Raw genomic sequence first — 16,992 nt, 5'->3', positions numbered from 1 at the left:
TTCTATATATATTGAGTCCCTTTAGGGAACGTTTGATATTTGAACAATAAAACTAATTGCAAAGATAAATCTAAAAATAATATTTTAGGATTACCATTTCTTTCGATGCCATAATGCGTTTTCTCTAACAAATTAATAGCCTCGGTTAATTGCTCAAACTGATATAATTCACTGAATTTTTCGACAAAATTTAGTTCCTCTTCTTTTAAAAAAACTAAACTACGTAAACCTTGTTGAATTAACATGATTTGTCGAATCATATTAATGGCATAAAGTAAGAAACTTTTTTGATTTTCGCGTCCTAACTTAGAAAGATTTTCATCAGAAATTTTCATTATTTCAGATCCTCTATCGGTTACGATATAGCGCATCCATTCTACAAATGTTGTAAAACTACTGTTGTGCTCTTGATATGCCAGTAGATTGAGTGCTTCTTGAATATTTCCATCCGCTATGAAAGCAATCTCATTAGCCGTAGAATTTTCAATTTGATGTTTGTCAACGAGGTAGTTTTTCATATCGTCATGACCAATTTTGTTGATTTTGACTAATTGGGTACGCGAGATGATGGTATTTAGAATGCGCTCCTGATTCTCAGCTACTAGAAGAAATAGCGTTTTAGCCGGAGGCTCTTCAATAAGTTTTAGTAATGCATTTCCCTCTTTATCCAAATACTCTGGCAGCCACATTATCAATACTTTATATTCAGCTTCAAAAGCTTTCAGACTCAGTTTTTTGATAATGTCATGTACCTCTTTAATCGGAATGTTTGCTTGTTTATTTCCCGCATCCAATTGATCGCGCCAGTAGTTTAATCCTAAATATGGATTTTTTTGTAGAGCAGTTCTCCATTCTTGTAAAACGTCAATTGCTACAGCCGTTTCTTTGGATGGATAAAAAGGATAGGAGAAATGAAGATCAGGATGAATCAAGCGTTCGTATTTATGACAAGAACTACATTCGCCACAGCTGTCGTTATCTTTCTTGTTTTCACAATTGACATACTGTGCATACGCTACTGCAAGAGCAAGTGAGCCAGAACCTTCAGGACCTAAAAACAATTGTGCATGACTAACACGGTTTGTTTTAACCGAATTGAGTAGATGATTCTTGACCTCTTGGTGCCCTGTTATATCCTTAAATTGCATAAATATTTAAACACAAATGTACTAAAATTAATGTTGTATAAATAATAGCGCAGTAGGTTTGCGAGATTGCGTTTTTAGATTAAAATTGCGTAATATTGCATATAAGTAAAATATCGCAAAAGTATGAGATTTATTGTATCCACTTCAGTCTTATTAAAACAACTTCAAGCCATAAGTGGCGCTTCAAGTAGTAGCACTGTTCTTCCTATTTTGGAAAACTTTTTGTTTGAGATCAAAGACAATATGCTGACAATATCAGCAACAGATTTACAAACAAGTATGGTTACTTCTTTGCCAATAGAAGCTAAAGAAGAAGGTCGTGTAGCAATGCCCTCAAAAATATTGATTGATACGTTAAAAACACTTCCAGATCAGCCCGTAGCATTTTCTGTAGACACTAAAACATTGGCTATAGAAATCAGCGCTGGTGATGGTAAATACAAATTGAGCGGTGAGAACGCGGATGATTTTCCTAAAATTCCTGTAGTAGATAACGTTTCAACGGTAAAATTAGCTGCATCGATCTTGGGAGAGGCAATCAACAAAACTATTTTTGCGGTGAGTAATGATGAATTGCGTCCAGCTATGTCAGGCGTTTTGGTTCAGCTAAATGAACAAAACATTACGTTTGTAGCGACAGATGCACATCGTTTAGTAAGATACCGTCGTACAGATGTAGGTGCTGAAAAGGCAACATCTATCATCCTTCCTAAAAAGGCTTTGACTTTATTAAAGTCGTCTTTACCATCGGATGATACAACTGTGTCTATTGAATACAATAATACAAATGCTTTTTTCCAATTTGGAAGTATCAACTTGATTTGTCGTCTAGTTGATGAGCGTTACCCCGACTACGAGGCGGTAATTCCTCAAGTTAACCCAAATAAATTGACTGTAGATCGTTCATTATTTTTGAATATTTTGCGTCGTGTAGTAATTTTTGCAAACAAAACCACACACCAAGTTCGTTTGAAAATTAACGGTTCAGAATTGCATATATCTGCTGAAGATTTAGACTTTTCAAATGAAGCTCACGAGAGATTGAGTTGTCAATTTGAGGGTGATGACATGGAAATCGGTTTTAATGCGAAATTCTTAGTTGAAATGTTAAACAACTTAAGTTGCGAAGAAGTGGTGTTGGAAATGAGCAGTCCTAATCGTGCTGGTCTTTTGGTGCCAGCCGTGAAAGCTGACAACGAAGAGATTTTGATGTTGGTGATGCCAGTAATGTTAAATAACTACAACTAATTTATAGCGCATTTTGGATTTAATATATTCTTTAATAGATTTTGTTCTTCACATTGATGATCATTTGATTCAGATTGTGAATGATTATAAATATTGGACATACCTTATTTTGTTTCTTATAATTTTTGTGGAAACTGGGGTAGTCGTTATGCCGTTTTTACCAGGTGACTCTTTGTTGTTTGCTGCAGGAATGTTGGCGGCTCAACCAAATGAGTTGAATGTATGGTTATTAATAGCATTATTGCTCGTTGCTGCTATTGCGGGTGACTCGTTGAATTATTCGATTGGAAAGAACTTTGGTATGCGAATTACCAAGTTTAAGTTATTTGGTAAGCAAATGGTAACGGATGCACAAATTGAAAAGACACATTCTTTTTATGAGAAATACGGTAGTAAAACAATTGTAATTGCTCGTTTCGTACCTATAGTACGTACTCTAGCTCCTTTTGTAGGAGGGATTGGTCGTATGAATTATGGTACATTTATCACGTACAATGTAGTAGGTGCAATTCTATGGGTCGTGGGGCTTACACTAGCGGGGTATTTTCTCGGTAATATTCCATTCATACGAGATAATTTTTCACAAGTAGTCTTAATAATCATTGTATTATCCGTACTTCCGATAGTTTACGAAGTCGTAAAAGAGAAATTTTTTAATAAAAAGGAAGCTTAAAGCTTCCTTTTTTTGTTTAATACCATATGGAATTCATAACATCATTAATTGATTTTGTGCTTCATATTGATAAGCATTTGGTCAGTATAGTTAACGATTATCAATACTGGACTTATTTGATTTTGTTTCTCATTATTTTTGCGGAAACAGGATTAGTTGTAACTCCCTTTCTTCCTGGTGATTCGGTGCTATTTGCTATGGGCGCTTTAATAGCGAACCCAGAAGCGGATTTAAATATATTTCTAATGTTATTGCTTTTAATAGCAGCAGCAATATTAGGTGATTTTTTAAATTATGAGGTAGGTAAGCATTTTGGTACTCGTGTTTTTAAAGAAAATTCAAAAATATTTAAGCCCGCTTATTTAGCTAAGACTCAAGATTTCTACGCTAAGTACGGTAGTAAGACTATTATATATGCTCGTTTTGTTCCTATTGTTCGGACCTTCGCTCCTTTTGTTGCGGGTATAAGCAATATGCAATATAGTCACTTTGGAAAATACAACATCAGCGGAGGAACACTCTGGGTTACTTTATTTCTGTTTGCTGGTTATTTCTTCGGTCAAATTGATTTTATTAAAAATAATTTTTCTATCGTAATATTAGCCATAATTGGAATTTCTTTATTGCCTCCTCTTGTAGAGTTTTTGAGGCGGAAATAATTATTTCCAAGCATACCCCAAGCCTATTCCAAAAAATATAGGCATAGTCCCATCTACAGTATTAAATAGGGGGTTATAAGTTACTTGAAAGGCAAATCCTTTTTCAAGAGGTCTAAATCTATAACCAAGTTCTAGTGACGGTACTACGGATTTCGTTTCAAATTTTTTTGTACCCTTACCAAATATAGAAAAGGTATTGTTTAGCCCTAATAGAAGCCCGCTTTTATTTTTGCCTATTAAATAATTTATGCCGATTGGAATGGTTGTCGCTTTTCCGTCTTCCAAATAGAAAGTATTTCCTAAACCGAGTTTGAATCCTATTCCGTCTCTAGATTCTTTCTTAAGTCGCATATCAAAATTAGCATTTACCAAAACGCCAGAGCCACCTCCTTCTATAAAACCGAATTTTTGACCTTGTGAAAACGTAACTGTAATAAAGCAGCAGAATAAAAAAGTAGTTAGTATAGTTTTTATCATATTTAATTTTTTTAATTTAAAATAAAGATATTCAATCGATATCACAAACTTTTCTAAAAAATCTAAAATTTCCTTTTACTCTGATAATTCCTACCTTTGCATATGATAAAATCAATGACAGGCTATGGTGTAGGCTCTCAAGAGAACGCGAAAGTCAAATACACTGTCGAAATAAAATCACTTAATTCTAAATTTTTGGAACTAAGTATACGTCTTCCCAAAGTCGTATCGGACAAAGAATTGACGCTTCGTGGAGAGTGTAGCAAACTTATCGAACGCGGCAAAGTCAATGTCATGATTTCATCTGAATATACAGACCAGACAGCAAAGGCTTCATCTATCAATGCTGAATTACTAAAAAAATACTATAAGCAACTGAAGGACATCGCTACAGAAGTAGGCGAAAATTCGTCGACGCTTTTTAGTTTAGCATTGAACATGCCTGAAGTTATTTCGAACAACGATGACGAGGTAGATGATGAGGAGGGAAAAGTGTTGATGAATGCTTTCTATTCTGCTGTAGAAAAATTTAATACTTTTCGTGCAGATGAAGGTAATAATTTGAAGGAGGATTTAGAAAAAAGAGTAGGCTTTATCTTGACATATTTGACAGAGGTAGAGGCTGTAGAAGGTGATCGTATTCCTTTGATACGGGAGCGTCTTAGCCAATATATGGAGGATGCTGTTGGGAAAGAAAATATTGATAAAAATAGATTCGAACAAGAAATTGTGTTCTACATCGACAAATTAGATATTACGGAAGAGAAGGTAAGATTAAGAAGTCACTGTAATTATTTTATAAAAGCTTTGAATTCCGAAGATTCTAACGGAAAGAAACTGGGTTTCATCTCACAAGAGATGGGACGTGAGATTAATACATTAGGATCTAAAGCTAACAATGCGGAGATACAACAAATTGTGGTTCGTATGAAAGAAGAATTAGAAAAAATTAAAGAACAACTACTAAACGTACTATAGAAAACATGAGCGGAAAGCTAATTATCTTTTCGGCACCATCGGGGGCTGGTAAAACAACAATTGTAAGACATTTACTAAGCAAGTACAGTGATAAATTTGAATTTTCTATTTCTGCTAGTACGAGAGCTCCGCGTGGTGAAGAAGTAGACGGAAAGGATTATTATTTCATTTCACAAGAGGAATTCTTACATAAAGTAGCAAAACAAGAGTTTATAGAGTTCGAGGAAGTGTATTCTGGGACATACTATGGTACTTTGCGTTCGGAAGTAGAGCGTATTTGGGCTTTGGACAAACATGTAATTTTTGACATCGATGTGGTTGGTGGTTTACGTTTACGTTCTAAATTTCCAGATCAAGCGTTAGCTATTTTTGTTAATCCGCCATCATTAGAAGTGTTGAAGGAGCGTTTGGCAGGTAGAGGAACAGATTCAGAAGAGAAGTTGCAAGAGCGCTATGCAAAGGCAGAACACGAATTGAGTTTTGCAGAGAAGTTTGATGTTATCTTAAATAACTTTGACTTAGAAACAGCGAAAGTTGAAGCGGAGAAATTGGTGTTAGATTTCCTTTCTAAATAATGGCAAATAAGAAAATTGGTTTATTTTTTGGCTCGTTTAATCCTATACACGTAGGGCATTTAATCATTGCCAATTATATGGCTAATTTTACGGAATTGGACGAAGTCTGGTTTGTCGTTTCGCCACAAAATCCTTTTAAAGAGAAGAAATCTCTCGGTAATATGTACGACAGATTGGAAATGGTCAATTTGGCTATTGAAGGATCAGAAAAGTTGCGGGCAAGCGATATAGAGTTCAACTTGCCACAACCTTCCTATACGATAGACACACTTGTTTATTTGCAAGAAAAATATCCAAAGAAAGATTTTGTCCTGATAATGGGTGAAGATAATCTAGCTGGACTCCAGAAATGGAAAAATGTTGATATTGTTCTTCGCGATTACAAAATCATTGTATATCCGAGGCCAGGGTATGATGGAGGTGAATTGAAAAATCACCCTTCAGTTACTATGACGGATACACCAGTAATGGAATTGTCGTCCACATTTTTGCGTCAAGCAATCAAAGAAAATAAAAATATAAAATTCTTCACACCAGATAAGGTCGTAGAATTTATCGATAAAAAGGGATTGTATTTATAAACAAAAATGACTTAGCAGCGCTAAGTCATTTTTGTTTTATCGACCCATCCAACCGCCGTCTACCGTTAAGATTGTTCCATGCACATAATCAGAAGCTTTAGAAGCTAAGAATACGGCAGGACCTTTGAAATCTTCTGGTTGGCCCCAACGAGCCGCTGGAATTCGTCCAAGAATCGAAGCAGAGCGATCAGGATCATCTCGTAGTGCTTCTGTATTATCTGTCGCAATATATCCAGGAGCAATTGCATTTACGTTCACACCTTTAGATGCCCATTCATTAGCAAAAGCCTTGGTCAATGAACCAATGGCACCTTTAGAGGCAGCATAGCCTGGTACATTGATTCCGCCTTGAAAAGTTAACAGGGATGCGGTAAAGACAATTTTACCACTTCCACGTGAAATCATATCTTTTCCTATCTCACGCGTCAGAATAAATTGAGCATTTTGATTGATTTCAATTATTTCATCCCAATATTCGTCTGGGTGTTCTGCAGCTGGCTTACGTAAAATATTTCCAGCATTATTAAATAGAATATCAATTACAGGATGATTTTTCTTGACCTGTTCGATGAAGCTATATAGTGAATCTCGTTTTGAAAAGTCACATTGATAAGCATAGAATTTTCGCCCAATAGATTCAATAGATTTCTGAACAGCAGATCCTTCTAATTCTAAGGTAGCAGAAACACCAATGATATCTGCTCCAGCCTCAGCAAGGGCCTCTGCTAAAGCTTTTCCTATTCCTCGTTTACAACCAGTTACGATAGCTAATTTTCCACTTAGGTCAAAAGCATTTATGATAGACATATTATTTAAGTTTTACTTTTAATGGTTTACGTATTTGTTCAGCATAATCTTCTACTGCATTTTCCCAATCTTCAAAAGAAGTAATTTTCCCTGCCTTATTCCAAGCGCCACCGTTGTAATAAACAAAAGGTTTATTGTTGCTTATTTCTGTTTTTACCAAGAATTGTTTGGGGTCAGTATCTATGTATGTTGCTTTTTGATTCGTAAGAATAATTGCTGTGCCTGTATGACCAAAATCTTTAATATTTGGTTCCCAATAAGCTAAAGTTTTTTCTTCTTTGTCAAACTCTACTTCTGGATTGCTTTCGTCGCGTTTAGCCAAACCAACTACTATAGGCGTTTTTTTACCGTGTGCATTTTTGAAATCAACAACGATTTTATTGAAATTCTGCCCTGCGTCTATACTTATAGTCTTTGTAAACGAAACTTCTTGTCCTTCAATAATTTGAGGATCGAAGGTTAATTTGAAAGTTGTTCGTAGTGGCCCATTATCCAAAACTTCATGTTTTCTGTAGTGTTTGGTAAACTGTATCTTATTGTTGTTATATAAAGCCATATCTCCAGCGCCTAAAGTTTGGCCTACTGCATAATAATCAAGGCCTTCGCCATTATCTTTGTGGTAATCGTTTCCTTTGTACCAGCTATTTATGACTAAATTTTCTGTTCGTTTTGCCCAATAATCCATTCCTTGCGCATCTTCTGATGTGCCTTCCAGCGCTTTACCATACATACGAAAGGCTACCACATCATTTTCCCAGGCGTAATCATCTTTACGTTCGGGTACATATCTAGCGTATGTTTTGTGCGGAAATGAAGGAGCCTTCTCTTTAGCAACGATTAAATCGAGCTTTCCATTTGAAGAAATGGGTACTTGAATTAGAATATTCTGAGGTGTATTCTGTCCTAACTTCTCTACTTGATGTAAATAGACTTGACCAGATGATTTTTCTTTAATCGTGAATACCGTATCCACTGCAAAAAGCTTGCTGAATTTTTTAAAAGGAATACTGATTAACTCTAGTCGATTTTCGTCAGATGGGTTAACAATTGAAATAGACCTTTGCGCAAAAGCAGGGCTTATAAAAAGACCTGTCAATGTCATATAGCAGATGAAGTTTTTCATGTTATCTTAAATCTGTGATTGCTGATTTGTCCATGTCATCATAATCCATGTTTTCTCCAGCCATACCCCAAATGAATGAATAATTGCTAGTGCCAGCTCCAGAATGAATCGACCAAGGAGGAGAAATAACTGCTTGCTCATTGTTCATCCAAATATGACGAGTCTCGTCCATTGGTCCCATAAAATGAGAGACAGCCTGACCTTCTGGTACTTCAAAATAGAAATACACTTCCATACGACGATCATGTGTGTGAGAAGGCATGGTATTCCACACAGAGCCCGTTTTTAATTCCGTCATTCCCATTTGCAATTGACATGTTTGGATCACGGTGTGCAACAACATTTGATTGATGGTACGATGATTAGCCGTTTCAAGTGCACCTAGTTCTAATTTATTTGCATCCGCTTTTGTAACTTTTTTAGTCGGGTAACTGTGATGTGCAGGCGTAGAGTTTAAATAGAATTTTGCAGGAGATTGCGAATCATTACTGCTAAAATATACTTCTTTAGCACCTTTTCCAATGTATAAAGCCTCTTTGTTGTTAAGATCATATACCTCGCCGTCTACCTCTACTTTTCCGGAACCACCGATATTGATAATTCCCAATTCTCTGCGAGATAAGAAAAAAGGTTCTTTTAATAGAGGTTCAATTGTTTCCAATTTGATTTTTTGATGTATAGGGAATGCACCGCCAGCCATATATCTATCATAATGTGTATATACAAAATGAATCGTGTCTTCGACAAAAAGTTTTTCAATAAGAAAGGTCTCTCTAAGTCCTTTTGTGTCTAGTGATTTATATTCCTTTGGTCCGATTGCGTATCTAGATTCGTAAGTCATAGGTGTTTTTATTTTGAAATTCGTGTTATTAAAAATAGACCTTTCCTATGAAGAAACCCAATTGCTTTTGGAATTCCTCAATCTGCAACGATTTCGTAACAACTATGTGACAAACAAGACTTCTATTGGGTTGTTCTTAAGTAGTACATGATTTAGAAAACACTAAAACACATAACTATGGATAAGTTAGATTTAAAAGGAAAATGGAATGAAATGAAAGGTAAAATCAAGCAAGAGTATGCTGATTGGACGGATGATGATTTGAAATATGAAGAAGGACAAGATGAGGAATTGTTAGGTCGTCTTCAACAAAAACTAGGAAAAGCCCGTGAAGAAGTCGTGGATTGGTTGAAAGGACTAGGATAATATTTACACAATAAATAGAAAACTCCCTCCAATTTTGGAGGGAGTTTTCTATTTATTGTGTATATCCAGGGTTTTGTTTTAATAAACTGTTTTTGTTTAATTCATCCCTGTGGAATGGTCTGAAATATAAGTTGTTATTCCACGATCTATTCTCTTGAGAATTGTCAACAACAGGTGTATAGGTATAATCATACACGGTATTATCATGGCGATAAGGGGCCGACATAGTTTTACCAGGTTTGAATTTTCCGCTTACTTTGATGTAAGTTACTTTCCTTCCTACGGTCTCAGCAGCGATTAACCATCTTCTAACATCATGATAGCGTTGTTCTTCATACGCCATTTCTATCCTACGTTCGTGTCTATAGATTTCTCTTAATTGATTCTGATCAGTAGTAGTGATAGCTGGCATGCCCGCTCTGAATCTGATTTTATTCAACCAATCTCTTGCCACAGTTGTTTCTCCTAATTCAATACTAGCCTCTACGTAATTTAATACCGCTTCTGTATACCTAAAGAAGGGCCAAGGAACGAGTTGGAAATTATTCGCGTCAACAATATTCGGATCTGGGTCGATAAATTTATGATAATAATAGCCTGTCCAGCTACCATTCCAGCTTTCTATACTACCACTTCTTGTATCAATTCCTGGTATTGTTTTCACAGTACCTCCCTCCAAAATATCATATGTTCCTGTTTGGATTTGATTAGCGGGATCAATATTTCCTGAAATCTTTTCTCTTGGTTTCCATCCAGCCCCATCGTATAAGATAGTTGCATAAAAACGAGGATCTCTATTTTTATATGGTTCGGCTTTGTGCGAAACATTATTCCAGCTAAATGTAGTCCCGTCTATCATTTGATAATCATCTACCAAAAGTCCGATAGGTGTATTTCCAGCCCAATTTTTGTAACCATTAGGTCCGTTATGAAGACCGTGAGTATAGTTGGCATCAGCAATGAAATACTTTGCGTAAATTAATTCTGAAGCAGCTGCAGGATCTATATTGGGAGCCTTGCTTCCTCCTCCCATTGCTATACTTTTATAATTATTCTGTCCTTCTGTTGCACTTACTGGAGCTGTTAAATTCAACTTGTAACCTGACGACGCATCCATTACTGCCTTCGCAGCAGATTGAGCAGCTTTATAGCGTTCTTGTTGATTACCTGATGTATAAGCTAATATCGGCAACATATCGTGTGATATGCTAGATACTTTACCTTTTAATTTTGCCCCATCATGTTGATCACTAGCGGCATATAGCAATACACGAGATTTAATGGCTAGTGAAGCTAATGCAGTTGCTCTGCCTTTATCCATGCTTTTACCATTCAAATATTTATATGCCTCATCACAATCTTTTATAATAAAATTGACACATTCTTCGTATGTATTTCTGGCTATATCCATATCGTCATCGATAGTATATACTTTATCAACTAAAGGCACTCCACCATAGTAACGAAGTAGTTGCTGATAATAATATGCTCTCAAGAAATGTACCTGACCAAGCATTTTTTCTTTCATATCTTGATTTGTAATTTTGTTATCTGCGCCATTTAATTGCTGCATAGCGACATTACAGTACCTAATATAAATATACATTCTTCCCCATGCCCATGTTCCATGTACCCAACCAAGTGTTGTAGGGTTTGAGGATCCACTATTGACAATGTCTATTCCACGACCTGGATGTGTGAACATTGCTTCATCGGAAACAGAAGCTAACATTTGTTCGTTAAAACCACCTTGCTCAAATCCATTGTAAATATCATTTATGTATGCTTGGGCTGTTAGTGCATCGTTCCAAACCACATCAGCTGAGAGCTGATTAGGAGGAGTGACATTCAAAAAATCTGTATTACACGATTGAAGTGCTAACGCTGTAGCTGTCATAATAAACAGCTTCTTTGTATATTTTGTCGATTTAGAGGTAATAGATGATTGCTTTTTAATCATTTTTAACCTTCTAAATATTTCGCTTAAATTTGTGTTTTTCATCTTTAATAAAATTTATCGGTTAAATAATTAGAGGGTTGCTTTCAAACCGAAGTTGATAACTTTTGCTTGTGGATAATATTGACCACTTGTATTTGTTGATTCAGGATCCCAAATCTTGATTTTATCAATGGTAAACAGGTTGATACCATTCATATACAATCTTAAACCTTTAACACCTATTTTGTTCAAGATGTCTGGATTTATGGTATAGCCAAGCTCAATATTTTTTAACCTTAAATAATTGTTGTTTCTAACCCAATACGTGTTGTTAAGTGCTTTATTGCCATCCTGATAATACGCTGTATTTCTATTACTCAAACGTGGAAATTCATCACTTGGATTGTCAATACTCCATCGGTTTTGATACGACCAGTCCAAATAGTTTCCTATATCTCCAGATTCGGTTATTCCAATCATTTGTAAACCTCCCGTAGCACCTTGCATCAAGACGGTTAAATCAAAGCCTTTGTAGGCCGCGTTTAGATTTAAACCTCCTGTAAATGTTGGTATGCTATTTTTATCCATACGAACTTGGTCATCACCATCAATTATACCATCACCTGTATAATCAACGAACTTCATATCTCCAGGTCTTAAATCAGCTCCTCCTGTGATAGCGCTATAATCTAACGTATTGGCGTTAATAGCCTCCATATCTTTGAATACACCATCATATTGATATAATAGCCAAGCATCTGTCGGAGCCCCTGTTCTTCGTTGATAATCAGGTGCTCCTGGTATCTCATCCATAAATAAAACTTTGTTTTTAGCATATCCTCCATTAATACCAGCTCCAAATGTGAAATCATTAATATTGGTCTGATAGTTTAAGCTAAATTCATATCCAGAATTTTTCAAGTTCCCGATATTTTCTGGAGGAAGATTCACAAATGGAATTCCTGTGCTTTCAGGAACGGAAGCAATTCTTTGTGCCAAAACATTTGATCTTTGATTATAGAAGTAATCAAAAGTAAATGAGAATTTGTTGTCCATAAAGGTAGCATCCAGCCCTACGTTACTGTTGTTTGCAACTTCCCAAGTGAAATTCTGATTAGGGACGTTTGCTTCCCAAAGTGTTTTTACAACTTGGTCATTAAATACTCCGGAGCCTGTGTTCATTAATGTGAAAAATTGGTATTCCATTAAAGTATTATTGGCAAATGCTTCAGCACCCATTTGACCCCATGAGCCTCTTATTTTTAAGCTATTTACAAACTGAACATTGTCTTTAAAGAATTCTTCTTTGGACAAGACCCAACCTACAGAAACTCCTGGGAAAAAACCAAAACGTTTTTCAGGTGGGAATATGTACGAACCGTCCACACGCCATAGGAATTCAGCAAGATATTTTTCTTGGTAGTTATAATTTACACGTCCGAAATAACTTAATCGAGCGCGAGTAAAAATATCATTTACACCTATCGTTTGTTCTTTATTTTCACCAAAAGATAATTCAGGTATTAGTGTAGACAAAAAGTAGCGTCTAAAAGCATTAAATCCACTGCTTTTATCTGTTTCTCTCGTCAATCCAGCTAATAAAGAAATTGTATGATCATTATTAATAACTTTATCATACGTTGCCATAGCCGTTAAGTTAACACCTAAACGATTAGCCATAGTTTCGGATAATCGTGCATCTGTGAATGGGGAACTTACAGAGCCCGTTAGACTTGGTGTACCATCATCGAGTAAGGTTGTTTTATCCCAAGAATACAATGTCCAAGGGGTCCTCCAGTTTTTACCTCTTTTCCAAGACTTATCTAAAGAAGCCGACCCAGTTAGTTTTAATCCTTCTACACCAGGAATTTTGAAATCAATCTTCCCTGTTGTTTGTAAATAATCGTCAATAGTTTTGTTAAAACCTGTAAGATCAGTAGTAGATACAACGGGGTTGTAACCATACTCTATTGCAGGTCCTGGTTCTCCATGAGGCCAAAATGCCGGTTCATTTGGACGACCGCGCATCAAAAATCTAAAGATATCTCCTGCGCCTACAGTTGGAAAATTACGCTCTTCTTCCCTTCCTACGACACTTATTGTGGTAGTAAGGTGATCATTAATTTTACTTTCTATATTTAATCGTAAATCGTATTGATTATAATTCGTTGCGGATTTTTTTAGTAGGCATCTTGATTAGTAAAGCCTAATGAAGCTAAATAAACCGTGTTTTCTCCGCCACCATTTATTTGTAAATTATGTCTTTGTTGTGGTGACCAATTTTTCATAACCTCATCAAACCAATCTGTATTAGGATAGCGATAGGGGTCTGATCCATCTTTGAATTTTTGTACTTCATCAGGAGTGAAGGCTGCATTTATCGTTCCTGGCTTATCAGTTCTTGTGTAAGATCCTGTAGTATTTAACGCATTCCAAGCATCATCCCAATATTGAGGATCAAGGTCAGTACCAAAAATTCTTAGTTCATTTAATATTTCAGCATACTCAGGTGATCCTGACATTTTAGGTGTGCGAGTAGGTCGTTGAATACCATAGAAGGCATCGTATGAAAGCTGTGGCTTACCGGATTTACCTTGTTTTGTGGTAATCAAAATAACACCATTACCTGCACGTGAACCATAAATCGCCGCAGAGGCATCTTTTAAAACCGATACACTTTCTATATCATTGGGATTTAATCGATCGATACCCCCCGCTCTACTTGGAACACCGTCGATAACTATTAAAGGACTTGTATTCCCCCCAGATAAGGAGTTTATCCCGCGAATTCGAACATTCGAACCATCATAACCTGGTTCCCCGCCGCTTTGCATAGCCGTAACACCGGGTAGTCTACCTGCTAGACCATTAGATAAATTAACTGAAGATGATTTGGCTAGCTCATCGCCTTTGACTGCCGTGACAGCACCAGAGACTACTGACTTTTTTTGTGTTCCATAACCAACAACAATTACTTCTTCAATATTGGCATTGTCATCTGTAAGATTAATGTTTGTACGTCCATTAACGTTTTCTACCAGAGACTGCATACCTATCATTGTAAAAGCGATCTGACCATTTTTAGGGACATTTCTTAATTCATATTCACCATTGCTGTTTGTCGTCGTGGCGATACTAGTCCCTGTGACAGTTACAGTTACTCCCGCAATAGGGTCATTGGTTACAGAGTTTCTTACTACCCCTTTAACATTAATAGTTTCTTGTTGATGGGTAACTTTTAAGGAATGGATAGATTTAGCGTAGATGTTTTGTTGAGAAATGGTTAAGCAACAAGTTACAGCCCCAGAAATCCACAAAAACCGCTTAAATCCTCCATAAGGAAATAAATGTTTGATCATAAAAGATATATTAAAGTGTTTAAAATTGATTATACAAATTAGCCAGTTTAAATTGATTTGGCTTTGTGTTTTAATTAAGTATTATGTATTATAAATATCGAAAATATTTTCCTTTTATAGTATTGTTTTTTAATTTTTTTTTAAAAAAAATAACCGAACTTTTTTTGTGTTGCTAAAATGTTTGTTTTTTATTAGCACTAAGTAAAATGTTGTTTTTTTAAAACCTTGAGGTTAACTTTTATAACTGAATAGTGTTTTGATAAAATTCCATAACTTTACAATATGGCAAAAGAGAAACCTACTATTTTAGTTGTAAATGACGATGGCATTACTGCACCGGGAATAAAAGTTCTGTTGGAAGAAATGCAAAAATTAGCAAGAGTAGTCGTGGTAGCTCCAGACGGACCTCAATCTGGAATGGGACATGCTATTACCATCGGAAAACCTTTGCGTTTGGATAAAGTTGATTTATATCCAGGTATCGAAATGTACAAATGCTCGGGTACGCCTGTGGATTGTGTTAAACTAGCAGTAGATCGCATTTTCAAAGATAAAAAGCCAGATTTGTGTGTTTCTGGTGTTAATCATGGACTGAATTATTCAATAAATGTGCTGTATTCAGGTACAATGTCTGCTGCGGTAGAGGGTGCTATCGAAGGAATTTCATCAATTGGTTTTTCTCTTGATGATTTTTCTCATGAAGCTGATTTTTCGCATATTCGTTCCTATATTTCAAGTATTTCAGAGCAAGTATTAAATAATGGTTTACCTAAGGGCACACTATTAAATGTTAATTTTCCGCATATTGACAAAGGTATACAGGGTATAAAAATATGTAGACAAGCGAATGGTAACTGGGTTGAGGAGTTTGAAAATCGCGTTGATCCATATAGTAGAGATTACTATTGGATGACAGGTCGATACGATTGGGTAGATAGAGGAGAAGATACCGATGTTTTTGCGATTAACAATGGGTATGTCTCTATTGTACCTACTCAGTTTGATATGACGGCACATCATGCTATACAAGAGTTGAATTCATGGTCTTTTGATATTAAATAATGCAAAGAGATTCATTAATTGTAGGTGTTTTAGTAGGTGTAATAGCCCCTTTAATAGCATATTTAGTAACAGTTTATACATCTTTTCAGCAAACCTATTTTGCTGAAAAACCAATTGCCTTTTATGTTATAGCGGCAGTTGTTAATTTGATAATTGTTCGTTTTTCATTCCGCGCGGGTAATCAATATTTAGCAAAAGGGATTGTTTTAATTACCTTTTTGTCAATGCTGCTATTTATTGTCCTCACAAAATTTAAAGTGTAAGTAATGAAATTAAATTTAGGTTTTTCCCCATGTCCCAATGATACGTTTATTTTTGATGCATTGATACATCATAAAATTGCTACTGAAGGATTGGAATTTGAAGTGGAGTATCACGATGTCGAAACACTTAATCAAAAAGCTTTTAAAAAGGAATTAGCTATTACGAAGCTGAGTTATCACGCTTTTGCTTATGCAGTGGAGGATTATGAATTGTTGGATGCTGGTTCGGCATTGGGCTTTGGAGTTGGTCCCTTATTGATCACGAAAAATCAAGAATTAGCCGAAAAACTTTCTGCGTATGCAGGTGAAAAACTTCCTGAAGAATATCAAAATCTTAAAACAGGAATTCCTGGGAAATTTACTACTGCAAATTTCTTATTAGGCTTAGCGTATCCAGATCTTCAGAATAAAGAAACTCTTATTTTTTCGGATATTGAGTCTGCTTTATTAAATGGCGAGATTGATTTGGGACTAATTATTCATGAAAATAGATTCACCTATCAAGATAAAGGATTACACAAGGTGCTAGACTTGGGTGATTATTGGGAAAAAACGACAGAAAGTCCGATTCCATTAGGCGGAATTGTCATACGGAGGGATTTACCAACTGATATTAAAGAAAAAGTAAATCGATTAATTCGTAAAAGTGTAGAGTATGCTTTCGCTAATCCCAAATCAGGTTTAGCATATATTCGTTCGCATGCTCAAGAAATGGAAGAAGAGGTCATGTACAAACACATTGAATTGTATGTAAATCAATATTCCAAAGACCTAGGTGATCTAGGAAAGAAGGCTATTATGTCCATGTTTGGCAAAGCGCAAGAATTAAATATTGTACCGAAAAGCGAAAAAAATATATTTTTGAGTGGAAATGATTAAAAATCTATTATTAG

Annotated in this window: 17 protein-coding genes and 1 pseudogene; 10 read left to right on the top strand and 8 right to left on the bottom strand. The window is 35.7% G+C overall.

Features of this window, described 5'->3' with window-relative positions; genetic code table 11:
• Positions 1-2: 2 nt before the first annotated feature.
• Positions 3-1,148 carry a DNA polymerase III subunit gene (locus IPZ78_RS09525; RefSeq protein ID WP_225553057.1) on the bottom strand — a complete coding sequence of 382 codons (1,146 nt, stop codon included), beginning with the start codon at positions 1,146-1,148 and terminating at the stop codon, positions 3-5.
• A 123-nt stretch (positions 1,149-1,271) separates the two neighbouring features.
• On the opposite strand from IPZ78_RS09525, the gene dnaN reads away from it, so the two are divergent.
• The 3 genes from dnaN to IPZ78_RS09510 are packed head-to-tail and all read left to right on the top strand — an operon-like array spanning position 1,272 to position 3,728.
• Positions 1,272-2,396, top strand: coding sequence for a DNA polymerase III subunit beta (dnaN, locus tag IPZ78_RS09520; protein WP_225553055.1), 1,125 nt, complete (start codon positions 1,272-1,274; stop codon positions 2,394-2,396).
• Between the two features lie 13 nt (positions 2,397-2,409).
• A complete protein-coding gene (locus IPZ78_RS09515; protein ID WP_225553053.1) occupies positions 2,410-3,069 on the top strand; it encodes a DedA family protein in 660 nt (219 codons plus the stop codon).
• A gap of 26 nt (positions 3,070-3,095) precedes the next feature.
• Positions 3,096-3,728 (top strand): DedA family protein, encoded by a 633-nt coding sequence (locus IPZ78_RS09510; RefSeq protein WP_225553051.1) that lies wholly within the window; start codon positions 3,096-3,098, stop codon positions 3,726-3,728.
• On the opposite strand, the gene IPZ78_RS09505 is transcribed toward IPZ78_RS09510, so the two are convergent.
• On the bottom strand, positions 3,729-4,205 hold the full coding sequence (locus tag IPZ78_RS09505) for a hypothetical protein (RefSeq protein WP_225553049.1): 477 nt from the start codon (positions 4,203-4,205) through the stop codon (positions 3,729-3,731).
• Positions 4,206-4,307: 102 nt separating this feature from the next.
• Between IPZ78_RS09505 and IPZ78_RS09500 the strand changes: the two genes are divergently transcribed.
• From IPZ78_RS09500 to nadD, 3 genes are read left to right on the top strand one after another with little or no spacing between them, the layout of a single operon-like run.
• Positions 4,308-5,183 carry a YicC/YloC family endoribonuclease gene (locus IPZ78_RS09500; protein ID WP_225553047.1) on the top strand — a complete coding sequence of 292 codons (876 nt, stop codon included), beginning with the start codon at positions 4,308-4,310 and terminating at the stop codon, positions 5,181-5,183.
• 5 nt (positions 5,184-5,188) lie between these two features.
• Complete coding sequence (gmk, locus tag IPZ78_RS09495) at positions 5,189-5,758, top strand: guanylate kinase (protein ID WP_225553045.1); 570 nt, start codon at positions 5,189-5,191, stop codon at positions 5,756-5,758.
• The gene (nadD, locus tag IPZ78_RS09490) at positions 5,758-6,339 is read left to right on the top strand and encodes a nicotinate (nicotinamide) nucleotide adenylyltransferase (RefSeq protein WP_225553043.1); all 582 of its coding nucleotides are present in this window, start codon (positions 5,758-5,760) and stop codon (positions 6,337-6,339) included. Before gmk ends, nadD begins: the two co-directional genes overlap by 1 nt.
• 36 nt (positions 6,340-6,375) lie before the next feature.
• Here nadD and IPZ78_RS09485 read toward each other — a convergent pair whose 3' ends face one another.
• The 3 genes from IPZ78_RS09485 to kduI are packed head-to-tail and all read right to left on the bottom strand — an operon-like array spanning position 6,376 to position 9,110.
• Positions 6,376-7,146 (bottom strand): SDR family oxidoreductase, encoded by a 771-nt coding sequence (locus IPZ78_RS09485; protein WP_262903857.1) that lies wholly within the window; start codon positions 7,144-7,146, stop codon positions 6,376-6,378.
• Position 7,147: 1 nt separating this feature from the next.
• Complete coding sequence (locus IPZ78_RS09480) at positions 7,148-8,269, bottom strand: DUF4861 family protein (RefSeq protein WP_225553041.1); 1,122 nt, start codon at positions 8,267-8,269, stop codon at positions 7,148-7,150.
• A 1-nt stretch (position 8,270) separates the two neighbouring features.
• Entirely contained in the window at positions 8,271-9,110 is an 840-nt protein-coding gene (gene kduI, locus IPZ78_RS09475) for a 5-dehydro-4-deoxy-D-glucuronate isomerase (protein ID WP_225553040.1), read from the bottom strand.
• A 177-nt stretch (positions 9,111-9,287) separates the two neighbouring features.
• Between kduI and IPZ78_RS09470 the strand changes: the two genes are divergently transcribed.
• Positions 9,288-9,476, top strand: a complete 189-nt coding sequence (locus IPZ78_RS09470) for a CsbD family protein (protein WP_225553038.1) — start codon at positions 9,288-9,290, stop codon at positions 9,474-9,476.
• Between the two features lie 52 nt (positions 9,477-9,528).
• Here IPZ78_RS09470 and IPZ78_RS09465 read toward each other — a convergent pair whose 3' ends face one another.
• The 3 genes and pseudogenes from IPZ78_RS09465 to IPZ78_RS09455 form a co-directional block, all read right to left on the bottom strand.
• Positions 9,529-11,436: a RagB/SusD family nutrient uptake outer membrane protein gene (locus IPZ78_RS09465; RefSeq protein ID WP_225553035.1), complete on the bottom strand. Its 1,908-nt coding sequence runs from the start codon at positions 11,434-11,436 to the stop codon at positions 9,529-9,531.
• A 69-nt stretch (positions 11,437-11,505) separates the two neighbouring features.
• Positions 11,506-13,575 (bottom strand): annotated as a pseudogene (locus IPZ78_RS09460) (SusC/RagA family TonB-linked outer membrane protein); the annotation flags it as partial.
• 20 nt (positions 13,576-13,595) lie between these two features.
• Positions 13,596-14,774, bottom strand: coding sequence for a TonB-dependent receptor plug domain-containing protein (locus IPZ78_RS09455; RefSeq protein ID WP_225553033.1), 1,179 nt, complete (start codon positions 14,772-14,774; stop codon positions 13,596-13,598).
• Positions 14,775-15,056: 282 nt separating this feature from the next.
• Between IPZ78_RS09455 and surE the strand changes: the two genes are divergently transcribed.
• The 3 genes from surE to IPZ78_RS09440 are packed head-to-tail and all read left to right on the top strand — an operon-like array spanning position 15,057 to position 16,978.
• Positions 15,057-15,836, top strand: coding sequence for a 5'/3'-nucleotidase SurE (gene surE / locus IPZ78_RS09450; RefSeq protein ID WP_225553031.1), 780 nt, complete (start codon positions 15,057-15,059; stop codon positions 15,834-15,836).
• A complete protein-coding gene (locus tag IPZ78_RS09445) occupies positions 15,836-16,099 on the top strand; it encodes a hypothetical protein (RefSeq protein ID WP_225553029.1) in 264 nt (87 codons plus the stop codon). The genes surE and IPZ78_RS09445 overlap by 1 nt, the downstream gene beginning before the upstream one ends.
• Positions 16,100-16,102: 3 nt before the next feature.
• Entirely contained in the window at positions 16,103-16,978 is an 876-nt protein-coding gene (locus IPZ78_RS09440; RefSeq protein WP_225553027.1) for a 1,4-dihydroxy-6-naphthoate synthase, read from the top strand.
• The last annotated feature ends 14 nt before the right edge of the window (positions 16,979-16,992 follow it).

Source organism: Sphingobacterium bovistauri (assembly GCF_020295405.1).
Lineage (GTDB): Bacteria > Bacteroidota > Bacteroidia > Sphingobacteriales > Sphingobacteriaceae > Sphingobacterium > Sphingobacterium bovistauri.
The sequence above is the reverse complement of the archived record's forward strand: the minus strand, read 5'-3'. Positions and strand labels throughout refer to the sequence as shown.

Bases quoted from the DNA above. Each gene is read 5' to 3' on its own strand.
- IPZ78_RS09525 (WP_225553057.1), bottom strand. From the start codon at position 1,148: ATGCAATTTAAGGATATAACAGGGCACCAAGAGGTCAAGAATCATCTA.
- IPZ78_RS09440 (WP_225553027.1), top strand. From the start codon at position 16,103: ATGAAATTAAATTTAGGTTTTTCCCCATGTCCCAATGATACGTTTATT.
- IPZ78_RS09485 (WP_262903857.1), bottom strand. From the start codon at position 7,146: ATGTCTATCATAAATGCTTTTGACCTAAGTGGAAAATTAGCTATCGTA.
- surE (WP_225553031.1), top strand. From the start codon at position 15,057: ATGGCAAAAGAGAAACCTACTATTTTAGTTGTAAATGACGATGGCATT.
- IPZ78_RS09480 (WP_225553041.1), bottom strand. From the start codon at position 8,269: ATGAAAAACTTCATCTGCTATATGACATTGACAGGTCTTTTTATAAGC.
- dnaN (WP_225553055.1), top strand. From the start codon at position 1,272: ATGAGATTTATTGTATCCACTTCAGTCTTATTAAAACAACTTCAAGCC.
- IPZ78_RS09500 (WP_225553047.1), top strand. From the start codon at position 4,308: ATGATAAAATCAATGACAGGCTATGGTGTAGGCTCTCAAGAGAACGCG.
- IPZ78_RS09470 (WP_225553038.1), top strand. From the start codon at position 9,288: ATGGATAAGTTAGATTTAAAAGGAAAATGGAATGAAATGAAAGGTAAA.
- kduI (WP_225553040.1), bottom strand. From the start codon at position 9,110: ATGACTTACGAATCTAGATACGCAATCGGACCAAAGGAATATAAATCA.
- IPZ78_RS09510 (WP_225553051.1), top strand. From the start codon at position 3,096: ATGGAATTCATAACATCATTAATTGATTTTGTGCTTCATATTGATAAG.
- IPZ78_RS09465 (WP_225553035.1), bottom strand. From the start codon at position 11,436: ATGATTAAAAAGCAATCATCTATTACCTCTAAATCGACAAAATATACA.
- IPZ78_RS09455 (WP_225553033.1), bottom strand. From the start codon at position 14,774: ATGATCAAACATTTATTTCCTTATGGAGGATTTAAGCGGTTTTTGTGG.
- IPZ78_RS09445 (WP_225553029.1), top strand. From the start codon at position 15,836: ATGCAAAGAGATTCATTAATTGTAGGTGTTTTAGTAGGTGTAATAGCC.
- IPZ78_RS09505 (WP_225553049.1), bottom strand. From the start codon at position 4,205: ATGATAAAAACTATACTAACTACTTTTTTATTCTGCTGCTTTATTACA.
- gmk (WP_225553045.1), top strand. From the start codon at position 5,189: ATGAGCGGAAAGCTAATTATCTTTTCGGCACCATCGGGGGCTGGTAAA.
- nadD (WP_225553043.1), top strand. From the start codon at position 5,758: ATGGCAAATAAGAAAATTGGTTTATTTTTTGGCTCGTTTAATCCTATA.